Origin of the sequence: Herbihabitans rhizosphaerae (genome assembly GCF_004216555.1) — a bacterium.
GTDB classification, from domain to species: Bacteria; Actinomycetota; Actinomycetes; order Mycobacteriales; family Pseudonocardiaceae; genus Herbihabitans; species Herbihabitans rhizosphaerae.
This window is the reverse complement of sequence record NZ_SGWQ01000007.1, coordinates 20,206-39,379: the sequence shown is the minus strand read 5'-3', so window position 1 is coordinate 39,379 and position 19,174 is coordinate 20,206. Positions and strand designations below refer to the sequence as shown.

Here is a 19,174-nt window from a genome sequence, read left to right as displayed (position 1 = left end):
GCCGCACGTGCGGTGGACTTCGGCACATGACTCTCCGCCGCGCGCTGGTGGCCGCCGTCATCGTTCCCGTGATCGCCATCGGGTCGGCCGTGCCCGCCGCGCACGCCGAACCCGCTGCTCCCCCGGCTCCCACGGTCCCAGTCGTCGATCTCCCGGACAGTGCGGGCTCGCACCTGTCCGCGGTCGACCCGGCGTGGCGGATCGAGACCACGCGCACCTCCCGACCGGTCGCGCCGGGGGTGACCCTCAGCTCGTTCGACTGGTACGAGCCGGGCGATTCCGGAGGCTGGGTGCGGGCGGACACGCTCGCGGTGGACCTCAACTCGGGCACCACGGTGGACTACCTGCATCCCGGCACCGTGTCCTCGGCCGAGCCGCTGTCCGCGCAGGCCACCCGCACCCGAGCCGTCGCCGCGGTCAACGGCGACTTCTTCGACATCAACAACTCCAACGCACCACAGGGCGTGGCGGTCCACAATGGACAGTTGGTGAAGTCGGCGCAGGCCGGGCACAACCGCGCGGTCGGCATCGACGCCGCCGGGGTCGGCCGGGTGATGGAGGTGTTCTTCTCCGGCACCGTGACTCTGCCCGGCGCGACCGCGCCACTGTCCCAACTGAACAGTGCGCGGATCGAGGCGAACGGTATCGGCGTGTTCAACTCGCTGTGGGGCGGCTACGCGCGCTCCCGCGCGGTGGAGGGCTCGCCGCGAGTCGTCGAGATCGTGGTGCGCCGCGACGTCGTGACCGAGGTGCGCCAGGCCGCCGGCGGTGATCCGATTCCCGGCGACGGCTACGTGCTGGTCGGACGGGAGTCCGGAGCGGATGCGTTGGCAGGATTGAAGATCGGCGACCCGGTCACGGTGACGTACGCGAACCGCACCGGCGACGGCAGCATCCCGCGCGCGGCCATCGGCGGCAACCAGTTGCTCGTCAAGGACGGGCAGATCGTCGCGCCCGCGGATCCGCTGCACCCGCGCACCGCGGTCGGATTCTCCTCGGACGGCAAGAAGATGTTCCTGCTCACCGTGGACGGCCGGCAGGCGCCGTATCTGCTCGGGCTGAACCTGCGCGACCTCGCCGCGATGCTCAAGGAGATGGGCGCGCACAACGCGCTCAACCTGGACGGCGGCGGCTCGTCCACCATGCTCGCCCGCGAGCCGGGCACCTCGGAGGTGCGGGTGGAGAACACGCCGTCGGACGGCGGCGAGCGGCCGGTGCCCAACGGTCTCGCGCTGTACGCACCGGTCGGATCCGGTGTGGCACAAGGGTTCTGGGTGCGCACCGCGGCCGATCCGAGCACGGCGCCCGGCAACTCCACCGTCCCGGGTGGGCGGCCCGACCGGGTGTTCCCCGAGTTGCGCAGGCACCTGATCGCCAACCCGTACGACGAGACCTTCGGACCGGCCACGCCCGGCCCGAAGCGGTGGACCACGACCCCGGCGTACACCGGCCGGGTGGACGCCGACGGCATGTTCCACGCCTCCCGGCCGGGTGCTGCGAAGGTGACCGCCCGGCGCGGCGCCGTCACCGGGGAGATCACCCTGACCGTGCTGGATCCGTTGGCACGCCTGGGATCCACCACCAATCGGCTGAGCCTGCCCGCTCAGGGCGCGGCCGGATCCTTCGGCGTGGTCGGCTATGACCGCAACGGCACCAGCGCGCCGATCGAGCCGGTCGACACCGCGCTGGACTACGACCGCGAGCTGATCGACGTCACGCCCTCCCCGTCCGGAACGTTCACCGTCACCGGCAAGAGGCCGAGCGGCGCGACGACGATCACCGCGAAGGTCGCCCAGCAGGTGGTGCACATCCCGGTCACCGTCGGACTGGAGGAGCGCGCCATCGCGAGCTTCGAGGACGGCGCGGCGTGGACGTTCGGCTCAGCGAGGGCCACCGGATCGGTCACCCCGGTGCCCGAGGGGCGCACCGGCCCCGGCTTGAAGCTCGCCTACGACTTCACCCAGTCGACGGGCACCCGGACGGCGTACGCCATCCCGCCGGCGCCGATCAAGATCGAGGGTCAGCCGCTGGCGCTGGGCACCTGGGTGTACGGGCACGGCCGCGGCGAGTGGACGGCGTTCACCGTCACCGACGCCCAGGGCCAGACCCGCTCGCTGTACGGCCCGTACATCACCTGGACCGGCTGGCGCTATCTCGAGGTCCCCGTACCCAATGCGATGGCTTTTCCCATACAGGTCAACAGGTTCTACACGATCGAGACCAAGGCCGACCGCCAGTACACCGGCGAGGTGTTGATCGACGAGATGGTGGCCAAGGTGCCGCCGAGCGTGGTGCTGCCGCCCGAACAGCGGCTCGCCGATCCGGTCGTCGTGCAGGACGGCACGGTGGACGGCAAGCAGTGGCGGTTCGCGGTGATGTCCGACGCGCAGTTCGTCGCCCGCGACCCGGACAGCCCGCTGGTCAGGTCCGCCCGGCGCACCCTGCGCGAGTTGAAGGCGCAACGTCCGGACTTCGTGGTGATCAACGGCGACTTCGTGGACGAGGCCGCCCCCGCCGATCTGGCGCTGGCCCGGCGGATCCTCACCGAGGAACTCGGCGACGAGCTGCGCTGGTACTACGTGCCGGGCAACCACGAGATCATGGGACCCGGCACCATCGAGAACTTCAAGCGCGAATTCGGTGCCACCAATAGGACTTTCGACCACAAGGGCACCCGGTTCGTGTTGCTCGACTCGTCCACCGGCACCATCCGCGGCGGCGGGTTCGACCAGATGACGATGCTCCGCGACGCGCTGGACGGCGCTCGCGCGGACGGCGCAGTGCGGTCCGTCGTCGTGCTGGAGCACCACCCGCCGCGCGACCCGACGCCGGCCAAGGGCAGCCAGCTCTCCGACCGGCTGGAGGCCGCCACCGTGGAACGCTGGCTCGCCGAATTCCAGTCCCAGAGCGGAAAGGGCGCGGCGTTCATTGGTGCGCACGTCGGGATCTTCCACGCGTCCCGGGTGGACGGGGTGCCGTACCTGATCAACGGCAACTCCGGCAAGACGCCGGCCGGCGACACCGGCCACGGCGGCTTCTCCGGGTGGACCATGGTCGGCGTCGAGCATCTACCCGGCAGGCCGCGCCCGCAGTGGATCACCGCGGAGATCCGGCCGCACGTGGACGCACTCACGCTGACCGTGCCTCCGACTATTCCCGTTGGTACACAAGGGAAAGTGACCGCCGAGCTGCTCCAGGGAACCCGGCGGGTGCCGGTCGCCTACCCCGTCTCGGCCGACTGGTCCGGTTCGCTGAACCTGCACATCGGCCCGCCGCACGGCATCCGCCCCTGGCACGTCGCCGCCCTGGACCCGGCGACCGGCGCGCTGCGTGCCCTGCGCGAAGGCACCGTGACGATCGCGGTCACCGTCAACGGCGTCATGCGGTCGACCCAGGTGAACGTGACCACCGCAGCCCTGCGCGCCACCGGCTGACCGTTGTCACCGGGCGCGGAACACCAGGTCGCTGACGATCGCGGCATGATCGGAGTAGAAGACGCCCGGACCGTGCTGGGGCAGTCGCTGGTCGAGGACCCGGGAACGCTGGACCTCGGCTCCTTTGGCGAAGGTGAAGTCGATGCGTTGCGGTGTGATCATCCGCTGGTCCGGCAAGGGGCTCCAGGTGATGCCGGGCGTGGTGCACGCGTCCGGGTTGGCCGCGCGGAAGGCGTCCACGAATCCCGCGCCGGTCACGATGTTCGTCGCGGTCAGCGGGTAGCTCATGTCCAGGTGCCCCGGGCATTTCCCCCAGCTCGGGGTCCAGTCCGAGGCGGCCGGTGTGTTGAGGTCGCCGCCCATCACCACCGGATCGGTGTTCCCGTTCAGCATCGCGGGCAACTGGGTCCGGATGATGTCGCCGAGCTGCCTGTTCTGCACGGTTTCGGCCCGCGATATCGCCTCCGGGGCGTGCGGCGGAGTGCGGCCGGCGCGGATCGCCGCGGCGTTCTCGTCCATCAGGTACCCGTTCCAGGGGTCGCTGTAGGACACCCACACGGTGAACAGGTTCACGCTCGGGCCGTTGGGCAGTTGGACTCGCGCGCCACCGATGTTGAAGTCGCTGACCGTGTCACCCGTCGGCTTGGGAAGGCGCTGCAGGACGGGATATCTGGTGAACAGCCACAGATTGTCGCTGCCGGACGGGCGATCAGTGATCCGCACACCCGTGTAGTCGCCCTTGCCCATCGCGTCGAGGGCTTTTTCGATCTTCGGGCCGGAACCGTAGGTCTCCACCGTGAGGAACACGTCGGGCCGCTCGGACTGGATCTGCTCGAGCAGGTTTCGCAGGTTGTCCGGGTTCTGCCCACCATGCAGGATGTTCCAGGTCAGCACCCGCACCGGCACGTCTTTGGCTGCCGCGGCCGAACCGGGTGTCGCGGCCAGCGTCGCCGCCGTTGTCACCACCGCGGCCAACACGCCGAGCACCCGCGTCCATCGCCTCATGTCGTCCCCTCTCCTCGAGCCACGAGCATGCCGAACCGATCGGCAGCCACAAGTGACCAACGTCTGAACAATCGCTCGCGCCAAGGGGTCGCCATCTCCAAGGCCGACCCGTCAGACTGGCCCGTCCACCAGCCTGTTGGCGGGCATCGGCATCGGCGTGCTGGCCGTCGTGGCCGTGGCCGTCCTCTTCCGACGACGTAACCGCGGCGGGACAGCGGATTCCTGACGCCTCACGGCTGCGTGGCCATGGCGGTCATCTCCGTCCAGCTCAGGCGGGCGGCATCCGCGCGTTGGGTGGCGGTGAGCGCCGACCGGGGCGCCGAGGCACCCCAGACCATGTCGATCAACCCGGCGACCGGCACCACATGGTTGGCATGCAACAACGCGGCGATCACCGCCCGCTGCCGGCCGCGGCGCCCCACCGACACGTACCTCCAGCGGCCCCAACACCGCACAGTCCACGGGGCAGTTTCGCACGTGCGCGCGCGTGTGCGGATCCTGTATGTCACCAACCGCATGCTGCGTGACATGCGCACCACGACCGCGTCGATGACCGAATTCGCGTGCGGCCGGTCAGTGGCCGATCTTCGCCTCGAGCGCACCGCGGCGGATCGTCACGTCATCGGGATCGTCGCCGAACACGAGTAGGTGCAAGGTGCTTTGCCTGACGGGGTTGTCGGTGTGCGTCGTGTCATGGCCGCCCACGACGAGCAACCCGCCCGCCGCCAGCTCCGGCCGCAGCGCGGCGATCAGTTCCGCCAGCGGCGCGGCCCCGACCATCTTCACCGACTCGGCCGGCCGGTCCAGCGCGTCCGGCCGGATCGACCGCAGCGCCAGCAGCGGAATCGAGCCACTGGTGATCCGGAAGTTCAGATCGAGCATGGCAAGTTGACCGTCGTAGGTCTGGGCACAGTCAAGGCTGCAGAAACCCCGGTACCCCACGTCGGCCGCGCGCTGGGCGACCGCGACACACTCGGCGAGCAGATCGGCCGGCGGTGGTGTCACCAGGCCGAACCGGCCGCCGGCGTACACACCGACCGCGTCGACACGTTGCTCGGTGACGGCGAGCAGCCGAGCCGTGCCGTCCGCGCCCACGTACAGCTGGATGCCCCAGTTACGAAGGATGTGCAGATACTCCTCGATCACGACCTCGCCGAGCAGGTCGGTGAACGCGGGCAGCACGATCGGCTCACCAGCGAGGTGCAGGTAGACGTCGAGGCTGGCGCCGTGCGCGTCGTTCGTCGCGGCCTTGAGCACCCAGGACTTCTCCGCCGGGGCCGCCTCGGCGAGCTCGGCGCGCGGCACGACACTGCGCCGGGCCTGGAAGCGCGGATCGACGAACGTGCTGATGCTGGCCTTGTTGTTCAGGTAGCCGACGAGCTGCGCGCTCTTGACCGCGCGGGCATCTGGGCAGAGCGCGGTCGGCTGCGGATACTCCGCGGAGATCAGCAGACCGTCGGAAATCGCCTCCGTCACGCGCGCCGCGAACTCCAGCTCGCCGCGGAACGTGCGCAGATCGGTGCCCACCGGAAGGCCACCATCGCGCAGGACCCCCAGCAGCGCGGGGTCCGTGCCGCCGGCACTGCAGATCACCGGGGTGTCCGCGGCGACGGCGATGGGTCGCGCGGACAGCACGTCGCGGGTGTCGCGGTGCCGGTGCGTCGGCTCGGTTGGTTCCAGCGCCGGGCGTGCGCAGACGGCGACGCCGGGGCCGTACACGTCGGAGAGCGCACGGGGAGGAAAGCTGACAGAGGGCGAGAACAGCGTTGTAAGCGTGATGGAGGATCTCCTGTGGAGTCGGGTGAGGCGGCCGCACACCCGTTCAGGCGCAGCGGAACATCACGGTCGGTGCGGTACGGAGGCGCCCGGAACCACGGACGGGCCACGACGAGGGGCGTCCACTCCTGGGTCGACCGAATGCTCGCGCCAGAATTACGAAACGTGGGCGAACAGCCCGGACTCGGGCTGTGTGACTCCATGGTCTCACGTCTCGACGTCCCGCCCTAACGCCGCGAGCGACCCACGCGGTGGCGGTGCGCTCCACCAACGGGTGGGCTTGCTCGTCGATGATGAGCGCGTCATCGGTGTCTTCGGTGATGACGGCGACCGCGGGACCAGCGAGAAGGCTGATTTCGAAGGGGTCGGGGTGGCCTTCGTCCTGCAGATCACGGATCAGCTCGCCGATCGCAGCGTGACGGGAAGCCAGAAGTGCGGGGGTGGCGGCGGCGTTGAGCCACACCATGACCGGCCGATCGGGCTCCTCAGGTGAGCGGTAGGGCGCGAGGGCGGAGTAGTCGACACCGTCTGTGCCGACTTGGGTGCCCATCCACGCCAACGCCACCGCGGCCTCACCGGTGTCGTCGCCGTCAGCATCAACGCCGAACTCCATCGCCAACCGGGCGGTCAGCGTGTCAAGAGCGTCGCTAGAGCGGCTTACGCACGAGGCCCGCGCACGGGTGCGCCGCGCGATAGCGCAGGAGCGATCCATACGGATGCTGTGGACCTTGGTCGCGATCGTATTGGTGGCGCTCGTCGGCAAGCTGGTCCGCCACCGGCGCGACCGGCCAGGCTCGCTGGAAACCGACGCTGAACAGCACGCGCGGTCGAACCAATGACGACCGCCCTCGAGCGCCGCGACCAGTCGCCACGACCTTGGTCCGCCCCGGAGGACGAAGTCCTGCCGAGGGCACATCGGTGTTGTTGATCAACCGGCGACGCCTCATCGGAAACTTGACCGACCTGCAGGTCCATCTTGGAGGGGCTGCATGGATGGGAGCCGCCCGCAGACGATCCGACGCCGGAACACGCGTCGCGTGGTCCGAATCGGGTCGTGCACCTGTTCACCGTCGGCTCCGACGAACAATTCGAATATGGACTACGCCTAATCATCAACGGAATCTGCACAGAAGGCGCCGAGTGACACCACTGTGCGGTCCTAGAGCACCCTTTCATTGGCGGTCGGACTCGAGGGCTACCACCTCGCCGAGCACTTCCTGTCCCGCTGGGAACAGGACGAGACGTTCACTGCCCTGCTGCACGCGGCTGTCACCCACCTGTCGCACGCGACCAGCTGCACAACATCTTCGAGACCCAGGTCTGCTCAATCGTCGAGACACTCGCCCCCGGACAAGACGTCCGCACCCGCCCCGAGCTGGCCTGTCGCCAGCCAGGTCCTCGGCACCGCGCTGTGCCGCGACGTCCTACGCCCACCGCCCGTGCGCGACATGCCCCGCGCCGACCTGACCACCTGTCTGGGCCACATCCTGCAGCGCTACCTCACCGCATCAACCCCGCACACCAAAAGGCCGCATCGCCCATTGACCGTCTGCGTCCCCACCTGTCGAAACCACCCTGTTCCAAACTCGACTGGCGCTGGCGTCGATCACCGACACCCTGCGGCTGGAGCTCGAGCCGTTCGGCGTGCACGTGGTCGAGGTGATCACCGGCCCGGAGACGCCAGCGGGCAGACCACCCCGACCTTCACCAGACCGCATCTGGTCGGCGGCGACCGGGATCGTGACCGCAGCCCGCATGAGCAGGGTGATCGATTCGTCGGCAAGATCGCCTTCCCAGCGCGACAGGAATGGCGATAATCACCCGTCAAACCGCACAGAGAATCGTCACCGCGCGACTGCATACTGTGATCACCAAGAAAGTGTTCACTGTGGAAGTTCGCCATGCCGCCCTGACCGGGACCGTTGACAAGACTCCGGAGAGACTGCTCGATGGGTGAGTAATTCCCCGACAGTGGGTGCGAACCGGTCATGCCCCACCCTCATGGTGCTACGTTCGCACTGGGGTAAGCAAAGGGGGTTGCCTTCAGGTCGTTTGCTGATAAGGCGATGAGGGGAAACGCGTGACCCTGTTTCAACGGGAAGAACAGCTGAGAAGACTCGAAGAGTTACTGTTCGTGAGCGCGGAAGGCCATGGGCAACTGGTAGTGCTCGACGGTCCGGCCGGCTGCGGAAAGACCGCAATCCTCGGCGTATTTGCAGAGCGTACGGTCGAATTGGGCGCGACTTTCCTGGACGCGACCTGCTCACCGGTGGAGACACCGATTCTAGGCGGAGTAATCGACCAACTCACACAGCATCCCTCGGTGCCCGTAGAGGTAGCCGTGCAGGTGACAGACTTCTTAAGAGGAAACAACTTCACGGCCTTGCCGACAGGCCACGAATCGGCCGTCCCCGCAGCCGCGATCCCTGTTTTTAGCCAATTGGCGACGGTAATTCGCAATCTCGCGTCCGAACACCCGTTGGTACTGGCGATCGACAATGTCCGACATGCCGACGATCTTTCCATACGCTTTCTACTGTACCTCGCACGACGATTGCGATCGACGAATATCCTGATCCTCGCGACAGATGATCTCTGCCTTCCGGCACGCAATCTGCCGCTGCGCGCCGAGCTATTGAGGCACGCCGACTTCAATCGCATTCCGCTACGCCCTTTGTCGCGGTCGAATGTCTCCCTGCTACTCCGCCTGCTCGGCGCGCCACCCGAGTGCTCCACCGACGAGGCCATGACCGTCGCCGGTGGGAACCCGCTGCTGCTGCGCGCGCTAGTCCAGGACCACCAGGAGTTCGGCGGCATCCGTGCCCACAGCTTCGGCATGGCGCTACTCGGCTGCGTTCACCATCAGGACGCGATCCTGCTCAAGACCACCCGCGCGCTCGCAGTGCTCGGCGAACACAGCACCCCGGCTGAGCTCGGCCTGCTCGTCGGCGAGGACGCGGACGCGGTCGACGGCGCCATCCGAGCGATGAACCTCGCCGGAATGCTGGACGGCAGCGCGTTCCGCAGTCCGGTGTCGCGCGCAGCGGTCCTCGAGGAACTGGCCAGCGGCGAGCACGTCGAACTGCGCCGACGGGCTGCCCGCCTGCTGCACGACCGACAGGCCGGCGCGACGGAGATCGCCCGACACCTGGTCGCCGCCGAGGACGCGTCGCCACCGTGGGCGACCGATGTGCTGCTCGAGGCCGCCGAGCAGGCCTTGTTCGACGGTGATCAGCAACTGGCCGCCGCGTGCTTCACATTGACACTGTCCTGCTGCGACGAGGAGCCCGCGCGGACGGCGGTCCGCGCCCGGCTCGCGCAGACCGAGTGGCAGATGAGCCCGTCGGCGGCCGCGAAGCACCTGTCCTCCCTGACGTACGCGGCCGCGGCCGGCCGGCTGGCCGACGCCGACCGGTCGGTGCTGATCAGGCAGCTGCTCTGGCACGGCAGGGACACCGAGGCCGCACGTCTGCTGAACCAGTGGCGGTACTCGGCAGGTGACCGCGCCGAGGACAGCGGCGACCTCCGCGACGTCGAGTCCTGGCTCGCCGCCTGCCACCCCACGCTGAGCCGGCGATCATCCATGCCGGTCGCCGACGACATCCTCGCGCCGGACACCGATCCGTCGTTGAAGGCCGCCGCGGCACTCGCCGACGCGATCCTTCGCGGCCGACACCAGGACAGGGTCGATCTCGCTGTCCAGTCGCTCCGAGACGTCCACCTGCGTCGGCATACCGTGTGGCTCGACGAGTCACTTCTGCTGGCCGGGACGGTCATGGTGTGCGCGGGCAGGTCCCGCACCGCGACCGAGCTGTGCGAGGGGCTGCTCGCCGACCCGAGGACACGACGGGTGCCGACCCTGCACGCGACAGTCGCCGCGGTCCGTGCGGACCTCGCCCTGCGACAGGGCGACCTGTTCGCCGCGGAAAGCTTCTCGAGGGAGGCGACGTCCCTGGTGCCGGCCGCATCCTGGGGCGTGGTGATCGGCATTCCCCTCGGCTGCCAGATCACCGCGGCGACCCGGCTCGGCAAGTACGAAGAGTCCGCGCGCCTGATCACCCAGGCCATCCCCGCGGCGATGCTGCGCAGCAGGTACGGACTCCCCTACCTGCACGCCCGGGGGCAGCACCATCTCGCCACCAATCACCTCCACGCGGCCCTGTCTGATTTCCTCTCCTGCGGCGAGCTGGTTCGAAAATGGGCGCTGGACGTCGACGCGGCATTTCCCTGGCGCACGAGCGCTGCCGAGGCGTGGCTCGCGCTGGACAACACCGAACAGGCGAGACAACTCGCCAACGACGTGCTCACACGAACCAGAAGTGACACGCCGGCCTCGCGTGCACGGGCGCTTCGTATATTGGCGCTGACCTACCCGGCCAACCGTCGTATGCCACTGCTCTCCGAGTCGCTAGACATTTTCGAAGAATCTGGTGACAGATTCGAGCAGGCGCGGGTTCTCGGCGATCTCAGTCAAATCTACTTCACAAAGGGAGACAGCAGGCGGGCACGCCTACTACTTCGCAGAGCACTTCACGTGGCGGACATGTGCGGTGCGCGACCACAGTACCGGGAATTGCTCTCCGCGTCCGGCGAACTTGGCGAGACGTGCTACCCGCCGATCGCAAACGAACGGATCGGCACGCTGACCGCGTCTGAACGCCGAGTCGCCTCACTCGCGGTGATGGGCCACACGAACCGCGAGATCGCACACAAGCTCTACGTCACACCGAGCACCGTGGAACAGCACCTGACCAGGGCCTTCCGCAAACTGGGCGTGAAACGAAGGAAGGACCTCCCCGTCGAGCTGTGGACCGAGACGACCAAGACCGGCTGAGCGGCGCAACACGATCACGCCGAGCAATCAATTGCGCACGAATCGTGCGGTGATTTCGAAACATAGGGGAGCCTGCGGGGTGGTCGCCCACTCCCCGAAACCCCTATGTTGTTTCCGAACTCGCAGGTCTGTCAGCGTTTTCGACTACGCGCAGAAATCGGGGTGGCGCAGGTCGAGTCGCAGACTGCGTAAGAGGGAGATCGGGTCTCCACACACGGGTGGACCTCAGGGAGGAACTGATGCTGAGCAGAAGAAATCTATTGCGCGCGGGGGGCAGCATCACCGTCGCCGCCGCGGCGAGCGCTGGTATCGGACTTGGTATTTCCTCAGCGGCACGTTCCAAGGACGGTAAATGGCAGAAACTGCGCGAAGCCATACGGGGTGACGTCGTTCTTCCCGGCGAACCAAACTACACACTCGCCAAGCAATTACAGATCACCCAGTACGATTCCATCAACCCGCAGGGCATCGCGTACTGCCAGTCCGCCGACGACGTCCGCGCCTGCGTGTCATTCGCGCAGCACTACGGCCTGCCCGTGCGCGCGCGCAGCGGCGGACACAACCTGTCCGGGTGGTCCACCGGTGAGGGGCTGGTCGTCGACCTGTCCCGGATCAACCAGGCACGGGTCGGCGACAACACGCTGACCATCGGCGTCGGTGCCCAGTCGGTCGACGCGCTCGCCGCCCTGAAGCCGCACAACAAGCAGCTCGTTACCGGGACGTGCCCCACGGTGTGCGCTGGCGGCTTCCTGTCCGGCGGTGGCCTCGGCCACCAGACACGCAAGTTCGGCGTCGGCAGCGACCGAGTCAAGTCCGCGACAGTGGTGCTTGCCGACGGCCGGATCGTCCGGTGTTCGAAGTCCGTCGAGCCGGACCTCTACTGGGCGATCCGCGGCGGTGGCGGCGGCAACTTCGGCATCGTCGTTGACTTCGAGGTGCGGCCGATCGGCGCGCCGACGATGGTCAACTATGACGCCATGTGGTCGCTGGACCACGGCGCCGAGGTGCTCACCGCCTGGCAGAAATGGTGCGTCACCGGCTCGAACAACATCGGGTCCTCGCTCGTGGTCATGCCGCCACACGACGCCGGCGGCGCACCGACCATCTTCGTGGGCGGCGGGTATCTCGGCCCCAAGGCGGAGATCGACAAGGCGCTGAACCATCTGATCGAGATGGCCGGGGCACAGCCGATCAGCAAGACCGTCGGCGAGGAAGAGCCCTACGCCGACGCGATGCACACCCGGTACTGCGGTGAGAAGACACTGGACCAGTGCCACCGCGTCGGGCAGAACCCGGACGCTCAACTTCCGAGGACGCCGTACCAGCGGCAGAGCTATCGCATGATCGACAGGGCACTGACCGTCGCCGAGAACAGCCAGGTGCTGAAGGCATGGGACAGCCATCAGTCCCTGGCACACCGGTACGTGCAGATCATCGCCGTTGGCGGGGTCGCCAACCAGGTCAGTCGCACCGCGACCGCGTATGTCCACCGGGGCGCGCAATTCCTGATGGGCTACCAGCTCGGGCTCGACAACGCGAACCCGCCGGCCGACCAGCTGGCCGAGGCCACCGCGTGGACCGATCTCGGCGCGGCCACCCTGCGGCCGGTCGCCAGCGGCTCGTACATCAACTTCCCCAGTTCCGGCGGGGACGACGGCCACTGGGGGGTCGCGAACTACGGCGAGAACTACGCCCGGCTGCTCACCGTGAAGCGGCGGTACGACCCGCACAACTTCTTCACCCACCCGCGCAGCATCGGCAGCTGAGCAGACCCCTGGTCTCGTGGTCACGGCGATCAGTGCGAACCGATCGGTGTGGCCACGAGGACCGCGGTGACCCCGAGCACGACCAGCACGATCAGCGCCTCCGCCAGGACCGACCACCTCAGTGACGCGATGGGCACGCCCCCGGCGCCACGGTCGGCCCGGTTGCCGCGGCGGCCACCCCCACCGGCCGCCGCGGCGCCCGCCGCCCGGAACGAGAACCGGGTGCGCACCACGGCGCGGGACATCGACCCGAACCACACCACCAGCACCACCGCGGCGATCTTGAACACGAGCAGCGCACCGTAGGTGGAGCCGGCCAGCTCGCCAACCGAGCCAACGTCCCGCAGGACGCGGTACACGCCGGTCGCGGCCAAGGTCGCCACGCAGGCCGCCGCGACCCTGGAGAACCGCGCCACCACGCGGCCGACCTCCTCCTCGGACGCGGTTCCGTCCTGGCGGAACACACAGAACAGCAGGACGGTGAGCCCGCCGAGCCAGCACGTCGAGGTCACCAGGTGCGCGACATGTGCGATCGGCACGGTGAGCTCCCCGCTCGCGTTCGCGTGACCGGTGCCGGCCCAGGTCACCGGAAGCACCAGACCGAGCACCACGGCCGAGATCGTCCTCGGGGCCCGTACCGCGGACCTCGGCCGGTCGCGGACCGCCAGCGCGAGCAGGAACCCGCCAACCACCAGCAGAACGATCCGCGCGACGACGTACCTGCCGTAGTCGAGCTGCAGCGTCGCCTCGAGCAGGGCAGCGCTGTACGGCGTGCTCAGCGAGCCGCCGGCGAGATAGATGCCTTGCAGCGGCAACACCGCGATCGCCGAGACCATGCTGACCAACCAGCCGGCGAGCAGCACGCGTCGAACCCGCCGATCCCGGAAACCGTCCGACCAGCAGGCGACCAGGAACATCAACCCACCGGCGAGCAGCGCGAGGCCGACATAGCCGGCCCAGCGGAACGTCGCGAAGACGACCGAGAACGTCCAGTCCGGCCCGACCGCGCCGGCCGGATCGGGTGCGACCGACGCGATCACAGCGGTGCGATGTCCGTGGAGTCTCGCCGCTGCACCCGGAAGATCCCCCAGATGCCCGCCGACATGAACGGCATTCTCGCGTCCATGAAGAGATAGTCGCCGTCGTTGGCGACACCGGACCCGGCACGGGACATCCACGCGTCGAGCGTCTCGCCGGCCGTGAGCGAGCGAGCGGTCAGCATCTCCGAGTTCGGCATCCGCGGCTCGATCGGAAAGGTGTGACCGGTCACCGCGAACGAGTGCACCTGGTCGGACGCGCCGATCCCGACGCGGAACACCACCGGGTCACCGCTGTGCGCCTGGAACACCGGCGTGGCCGGCTCGCCGTACGGCGTCGAGCCGAACGCCGTGCCGTACGAACCGATGACCGGGGCCGCGGTGAAGTCGTCGCGATAGGCCGTGAGGCCGAGCCGCTCGGTCAGCGGGGCCGTGTGGTAGTTGACGCTGTTGTACCCCTTGTCGAACGACCCGGTGTTGCCGCCGGTACCCGGTGGCGCGCCGGGCACCGGTGCCACGGGCCGGTTCGCGGCCGTCGGGCTGTTCAGTCCGTTGCCGGCCACCTGGTCGCCGTACGGCAGAATGCTGCGCCCGAACTGCTGGTCCGTGGATTGCATCGTGAGCGCGAACTCGCGGAACTTCGCCCTGCCAGGAACAGCGACGATGGCCTGGGTACCCGTCGAGGTCGGGCCGAACGGCACCCCGGTTCTGCTGTCCGACCAGGTCGAACCCGCAGGCTCGACGATCAGCATGCCGTACGCCCCGTGCCGCAGGGACGCGGGACTGGCCAGGTTCTGGAACAGCGAGGTGCCCAGCTCCTGGTCGGCGTAGAAGGCATAGTCGCCCACCTGGCCGACCCCGACGCTGCTGTCCGGATTGAGCCCGATCGCCGCCCCTGCCGAGGTCTGCTGGTTACGCGCGAGCTTCGCGAGATCGATACCAGCACGAGTGCCGCCGTACAGAGAGCCCTGGCGGATCTGGTTGCGCAGGGTGATTCTGACGCAGTCGCCCTTGTTCGCGCGGAGGACGAGCGGCTCGACCGCCTTCTCCCCTCGCTGGATCGCCGGCACGTCCGAGGTCAGCGCGTAGACCACCCCGCCGGAGTCCCGATAGGGCGCGGTCGGCAACGGGGTGTCGATCACCGAGACGTCGTATGCCATCGTCCGCGCACCGACCGGGCAGGTGCCCGCCGAGGAGGTCACCACGCCGGTGTCCACCGTTCCGTCCGGCCGGTGCGCCGAGGCGGGGTCGGGCCCAGGAGTCCGCTGTGTGTCACCGGTCGCCGGCACCTGGACGGGGAACCCCCGGCCCGCCCCCGGCACCGGCCGGTTGGGCAGCGGCCGCAGGTCCGGCCGCAACCGATCGTGCACCCGGAACAGCCCCCACGCGCCGCTCTCCAGCGCGAACGTGCGAGTGCTGTAGTACAGGTAGTCGCCGGGGCTACCCGCTGGACCACCCGCGCCGCCGTCCAGGACGTAGTCGAACCGCTCGGAGATACCGGTCGTCGCGGTGTCGGTGAGTCTGCCGTCGGCTCGGAATCGCTCCACGCGGAACCGGTGTCCCTGCACGCGCAGCGCCTCGGCCCGCTCGCCGAGGCCGATCGTGCGCACCACGACCGGGTCGCCGGCGTAGGCCCGCAGCAGCGGCGTCATCGGATCGCCGTACTTCACCGAGGAGAAGGCATACGGGTCCACCGAGGTCACGGTCGCCCGCGCGGTGTTCGCATCGGGATTGGTGACGTCACCGGGAGCACGGCTGAACGCGTTGCGACATCGGGAGCCGTTGTACTCCTGGCGCTGCTGGGTGGTGGCCGGGTCGGCGGGGTTCGCGCCCGGCGGTGTTCGCTCACCGAGTGGAGCCGCGCGCAGGTTGATCGACCCTTCCTCACACTCCTGCCCCGAGTTGAACGGGGCGAGCCCGGCCGGTGGTGGTGTGCCCAGTTCGGTTCTGCCTCTTCGCCCGTTGTGCAGGAACACGGTGAACTCACGGAACGAACCGGACTGCCCCACTCCGACAGAGCCGGAGGTGTTCACGATGTCGACGTTCGCGCCACTTCTCACCTCGGCGCCGGTGACCGGGTCGTGATAGGTCGAGCCGGGTGGCTCGATGATCAGCGCCGCGAACAGCCCGTGTGCCCAGGATCTGATGGCGTCCACGTGGTCGTGCCAGAAGACGGTGCCCGCGTCCACGTCGGAGAACCAGCGGTACTGCGTGAACTCGACCGTGACCGGCTCGCCCTGAACGTGCGGCTTGGTCAGTGGCCGATCCAGGACCAACTGGTTCCCGAGGATCGCCGTGATCGTCCGGATCTCCACGTTCGGTCTGCCGACGCCGACGCCGACCGACACGCCCGGCCGCAGTCTGTCCACAGTGGACACTGTGATCCTGTTCGGCGAGTCCGCCGAGGTCAGCGTCCGGCCGTCCCGACCTGCGTTGAACACCGACTGCTCGTAGGCGAATCCGGCGACCACGCCGTCGGACGCGAGCGGGTCGAACTGCACGAGATGGGCGTGCATGTTCGCCTTCGCCTGCACCGCGGGGTTCAGCTCGCTGCCGAAGGTGATCGCCACGCAGTCGCCGACATTGGACCGAATGACCAACGGCTCGGTCGGCTTGCGTCCCTGGAGGACCGCGGCCTTGTCGTCATTGAGCACATAGAGCTCGCCGTCGTTGTCCCGTTCGCGGTTCGTGGCCTGCACCGGTACCGCGACCGCGGTCACGTCGTAGGACCGGGTCGGCGCCTGTCTCGGGCACAGCGCCGCTGGGCGCTCACGGCTGGCCGTCTCGCCGAGCCCGGGGCTGCCGGAGTGGTTGTTCGGCGAGAACGGCGGTCTCATGCCCAGATGTGGCCGCAACATCGGATACGCCGGACGGCCGGTCTCCGGGTTGAACATGATCTCCGGTCGGATCCCGGGCGTTGGTGACCGATAGTTCGCCCACACCGAGGTGGTCTCCGGTTCGCCGAGATAGGTAGGCGAACCGGGAGGTCCGTCGCGCTGCCAGTCCCACACGGTCGCGTCGTCGGGGTCCGGCCCGGCCGGGCCCGCCCACCTGGCGCCCCGCGGCGGCAGGTGCTGCTCGACGAGCCGGTCCACCGGCACCTCGGCCGCGGGATCGGTGACCACACCCTGACCGACGACCCGTTTGCCGTCGACCACACGACCGATCAGTCCGGCCGCGCCGACCGCATCCGCCGGTGGCGCCCTCCCCGGCAGCGGCGCCAGGCCGGGTTGTCGGGTGTCGAAGACGCGCCACAGCCCCCACATGCCGGTGATGTAGTGGTGTCCGATGTGGCAGTGGTAGAGGAAGTCGCCCGCCGCCTGCTGGCACCCGCCCGCGCCGCACTCGTGCTCGAGGTTGAATGTCTCCATCGGGCTCACCGTTTGCGAGTCGAGCCTGATCGAGCCGGCACCGTCGGCCGGGGTCTTGGACAGTCCGCCGGTCACCGGCGCGCCGTCGGTGCCGGGATTCAGCCGCCATCTCGTTCCGCCGCCGTGTACGTGGTGCACGTGCAACTGCTCGCCGCCGGCGTGCACCAGCCTGGTCTTGGTCGGCTCACCGAGATAGGACCGGGGCATCGGCGTCGCCGGGTCGCCGTAGGTGTAGGAGCTGTACGCGAGCGAACGGTTGGCCTTCTGCGCGTCGGCGCCCCGGCCCGCCTCGAGCTGAAGACGCCGGTAGAACGGCTCGCTTCGATAGTTGATCGCCCGGCTGCCCGGCCGGTAGCCGTTCGTGCCACCGCCCCCCTCGTTCGGAATCGTCGGTGTCGGTGGCCGCACGTCGACCATCGGAAGTGGTCTGCCGTACTGGTGCTGGTCGCCCACCGGCACACCGGGATCACCGCCGATCGGGATCCCCTCATCGTTCTCCCGCAGCGGCCGGCGCAGGTTGAAGTTCTCGTCGCCGACCTCGTGGTAGATCAACGTGAACTCGCGGAACGCGGGGCCGAACACCGGCCGGATCATCGCCTCCCAGTTGCTCCAGGTGGTGTCCGACGTCCGGTCGGCACCCGTGGCGGGGTCGAACCACCTGGCCCCCGCCGGCTCCGCGACCAGCACGCCGAACAAGCCGTGCGCGGTCAGCTGCGTGGACTCGCCTCCGCTACGGAAGATCTTCGCGCCCTCGCCCATCTGCGGGTCGAGAAAGTAGCGGTACTGCTTGGTCTCCCCCGGCGCGGCCATCACGCTGGTGGGATTGCGGCCGACCGGTTGACCACCGGCGCCTTCAGCGGCGTCGTAGGACACGCCGGACATGTCGATCGACACCGAGGGCACGCCGCCGGGCTGCACGATCGGCGGGTCTCCGAGTGGGCCGCCGCGCGGCGAATTCTTGATCTTGTTGGTCAGGTTCACGACGACGCACTCACCGAGCCGCGCGCGCATCACCAGCGGCTGGATCGGGTCCTGGCCGAGCCCCGGGGAGACCTTCGCCGCGGCCGGATCGTCCTTGTCCAACCACGACGCCTGCAGCAACGCGGCTTCCTGAGCCCGGACGTCGTCCTCGCGGTCGGCGAGGACGTACATGTAGCCGTACGGATCGTGGTCACCGAACCGGTCGACGACCGTGTCCACGTCGATCGCGCTGACGTCGAAGGTGCGCCGGGGTGCGGTGGCGCACCCGTCCGCTCCGGTCTCGCTGTTCTGTGGCGGCGCCTCCGCCCCCGCCTGGGCCGGCACCAGGACGGTGAGCAAGACCGCCGTGAGCGCCGTTCGCACGGCGATCGACGCGCGCCGCGTCCGCAGCACGGTGCGGGGGGTCAGCCGAGGCGGGATCGCCGCGCCGCACGCGGCCACCGCGCCGAGGCCGATGATCGAAAGCAGCATGACGGCGACCTCGACCCGCAGGGCCTGATCCGCGCCGTAGGCGAAGAGCGTGGCCGGATCGAGGGAGATCGCGTCGTGCCCGCCGTGACTTCCCGCCGAGTTGCCCAGGACCGCGTGCGCGACCGCCTGCGCCGCGCCGAGCGGGACATAGACGGCCGTCAACACGACCGAGATCACGGCTGCTCTGGCCACACATCCCCACGGACCGGACACCGGAACGCCCACCCGGCGGGTCACCGCGCCGGCGACGCCGATCGCGAGACTCGCCGCCGGAACGGCCAACATGACGTCGACGAGCAGATGCGAGAAATGCGGCGCGACAAACGGGTCCACACCGGCGATGCCGACGAACTGCCACAGCACCGCACCGACGGCGAGGAACACGGCCAGTGCGACGTGCGGGCCGGATGTCGACAGAACCGATCCGCCGACCGCGGCGGCACCGCTCCACTCCGTGGATTCCCGCCCGTCGTGCGCACTCACGGCGTTGGCCATCGAG

Annotated in this window: 11 protein-coding genes; 6 read left to right on the top strand and 5 right to left on the bottom strand. The window is 68.8% G+C overall.

The genetic code is table 11. From position 1 onward, the window contains the following. Window positions 1-26: 26 nt before the first annotated feature. Window positions 27-3,434, top strand: coding sequence for a phosphodiester glycosidase family protein (locus EV193_RS20675; RefSeq protein WP_130345856.1), 3,408 nt, complete (start codon window positions 27-29; stop codon window positions 3,432-3,434). Between the two features lie 6 nt (window positions 3,435-3,440). On the opposite strand, the gene EV193_RS20670 is transcribed toward EV193_RS20675, so the two are convergent. From EV193_RS20670 to EV193_RS20655, 3 genes are all read right to left on the bottom strand, one after another. Then, window positions 3,441-4,439: an endonuclease/exonuclease/phosphatase family protein gene (locus EV193_RS20670; RefSeq protein ID WP_130345855.1), complete on the bottom strand. Its 999-nt coding sequence runs from the start codon at window positions 4,437-4,439 to the stop codon at window positions 3,441-3,443. 230 nt (window positions 4,440-4,669) lie between these two features. Continuing rightward, window positions 4,670-4,867, bottom strand: a complete 198-nt coding sequence (locus EV193_RS20660; RefSeq protein ID WP_130345854.1) for a hypothetical protein — start codon at window positions 4,865-4,867, stop codon at window positions 4,670-4,672. Between the two features lie 145 nt (window positions 4,868-5,012). After that, window positions 5,013-6,158 carry a hypothetical protein gene (locus tag EV193_RS20655; protein ID WP_130345853.1) on the bottom strand — a complete coding sequence of 382 codons (1,146 nt, stop codon included), beginning with the start codon at window positions 6,156-6,158 and terminating at the stop codon, window positions 5,013-5,015. A gap of 331 nt (window positions 6,159-6,489) precedes the next feature. On the opposite strand from EV193_RS20655, the gene EV193_RS20650 reads away from it, so the two are divergent. From EV193_RS20650 to EV193_RS20640, 5 genes are all read left to right on the top strand, one after another. After that, a complete protein-coding gene (locus EV193_RS20650) occupies window positions 6,490-6,708 on the top strand; it encodes a hypothetical protein (RefSeq protein ID WP_130345852.1) in 219 nt (72 codons plus the stop codon). A 223-nt stretch (window positions 6,709-6,931) separates the two neighbouring features. Beyond that, the gene (locus EV193_RS34455) at window positions 6,932-7,054 is read left to right on the top strand and encodes a hypothetical protein (protein WP_278044200.1); all 123 of its coding nucleotides are present in this window, start codon (window positions 6,932-6,934) and stop codon (window positions 7,052-7,054) included. Between the two features lie 336 nt (window positions 7,055-7,390). Next, window positions 7,391-8,032 carry a TetR/AcrR family transcriptional regulator gene (locus EV193_RS34780; RefSeq protein WP_165401436.1) on the top strand — a complete coding sequence of 214 codons (642 nt, stop codon included), beginning with the start codon at window positions 7,391-7,393 and terminating at the stop codon, window positions 8,030-8,032. 263 nt (window positions 8,033-8,295) lie between these two features. After that, window positions 8,296-11,049, top strand: coding sequence for a helix-turn-helix transcriptional regulator (locus EV193_RS20645; RefSeq protein WP_130345851.1), 2,754 nt, complete (start codon window positions 8,296-8,298; stop codon window positions 11,047-11,049). Window positions 11,050-11,288: 239 nt separating this feature from the next. Further along, window positions 11,289-12,815, top strand: coding sequence for an FAD-binding oxidoreductase (locus EV193_RS20640; protein WP_207222728.1), 1,527 nt, complete (start codon window positions 11,289-11,291; stop codon window positions 12,813-12,815). Window positions 12,816-12,844: 29 nt separating this feature from the next. Here the strand turns inward: EV193_RS20640 and EV193_RS20635 are convergent, their stop codons facing one another. Next, the gene (locus EV193_RS20635; protein WP_130345850.1) at window positions 12,845-13,855 is read right to left on the bottom strand and encodes a copper resistance D family protein; all 1,011 of its coding nucleotides are present in this window, start codon (window positions 13,853-13,855) and stop codon (window positions 12,845-12,847) included. Further along, window positions 13,852-19,170, bottom strand: a complete 5,319-nt coding sequence (locus EV193_RS20630) for a cupredoxin domain-containing protein (protein ID WP_130345849.1) — start codon at window positions 19,168-19,170, stop codon at window positions 13,852-13,854. The genes EV193_RS20635 and EV193_RS20630 overlap by 4 nt, the downstream gene beginning before the upstream one ends. Window positions 19,171-19,174: the final 4 nt, after the last annotated feature.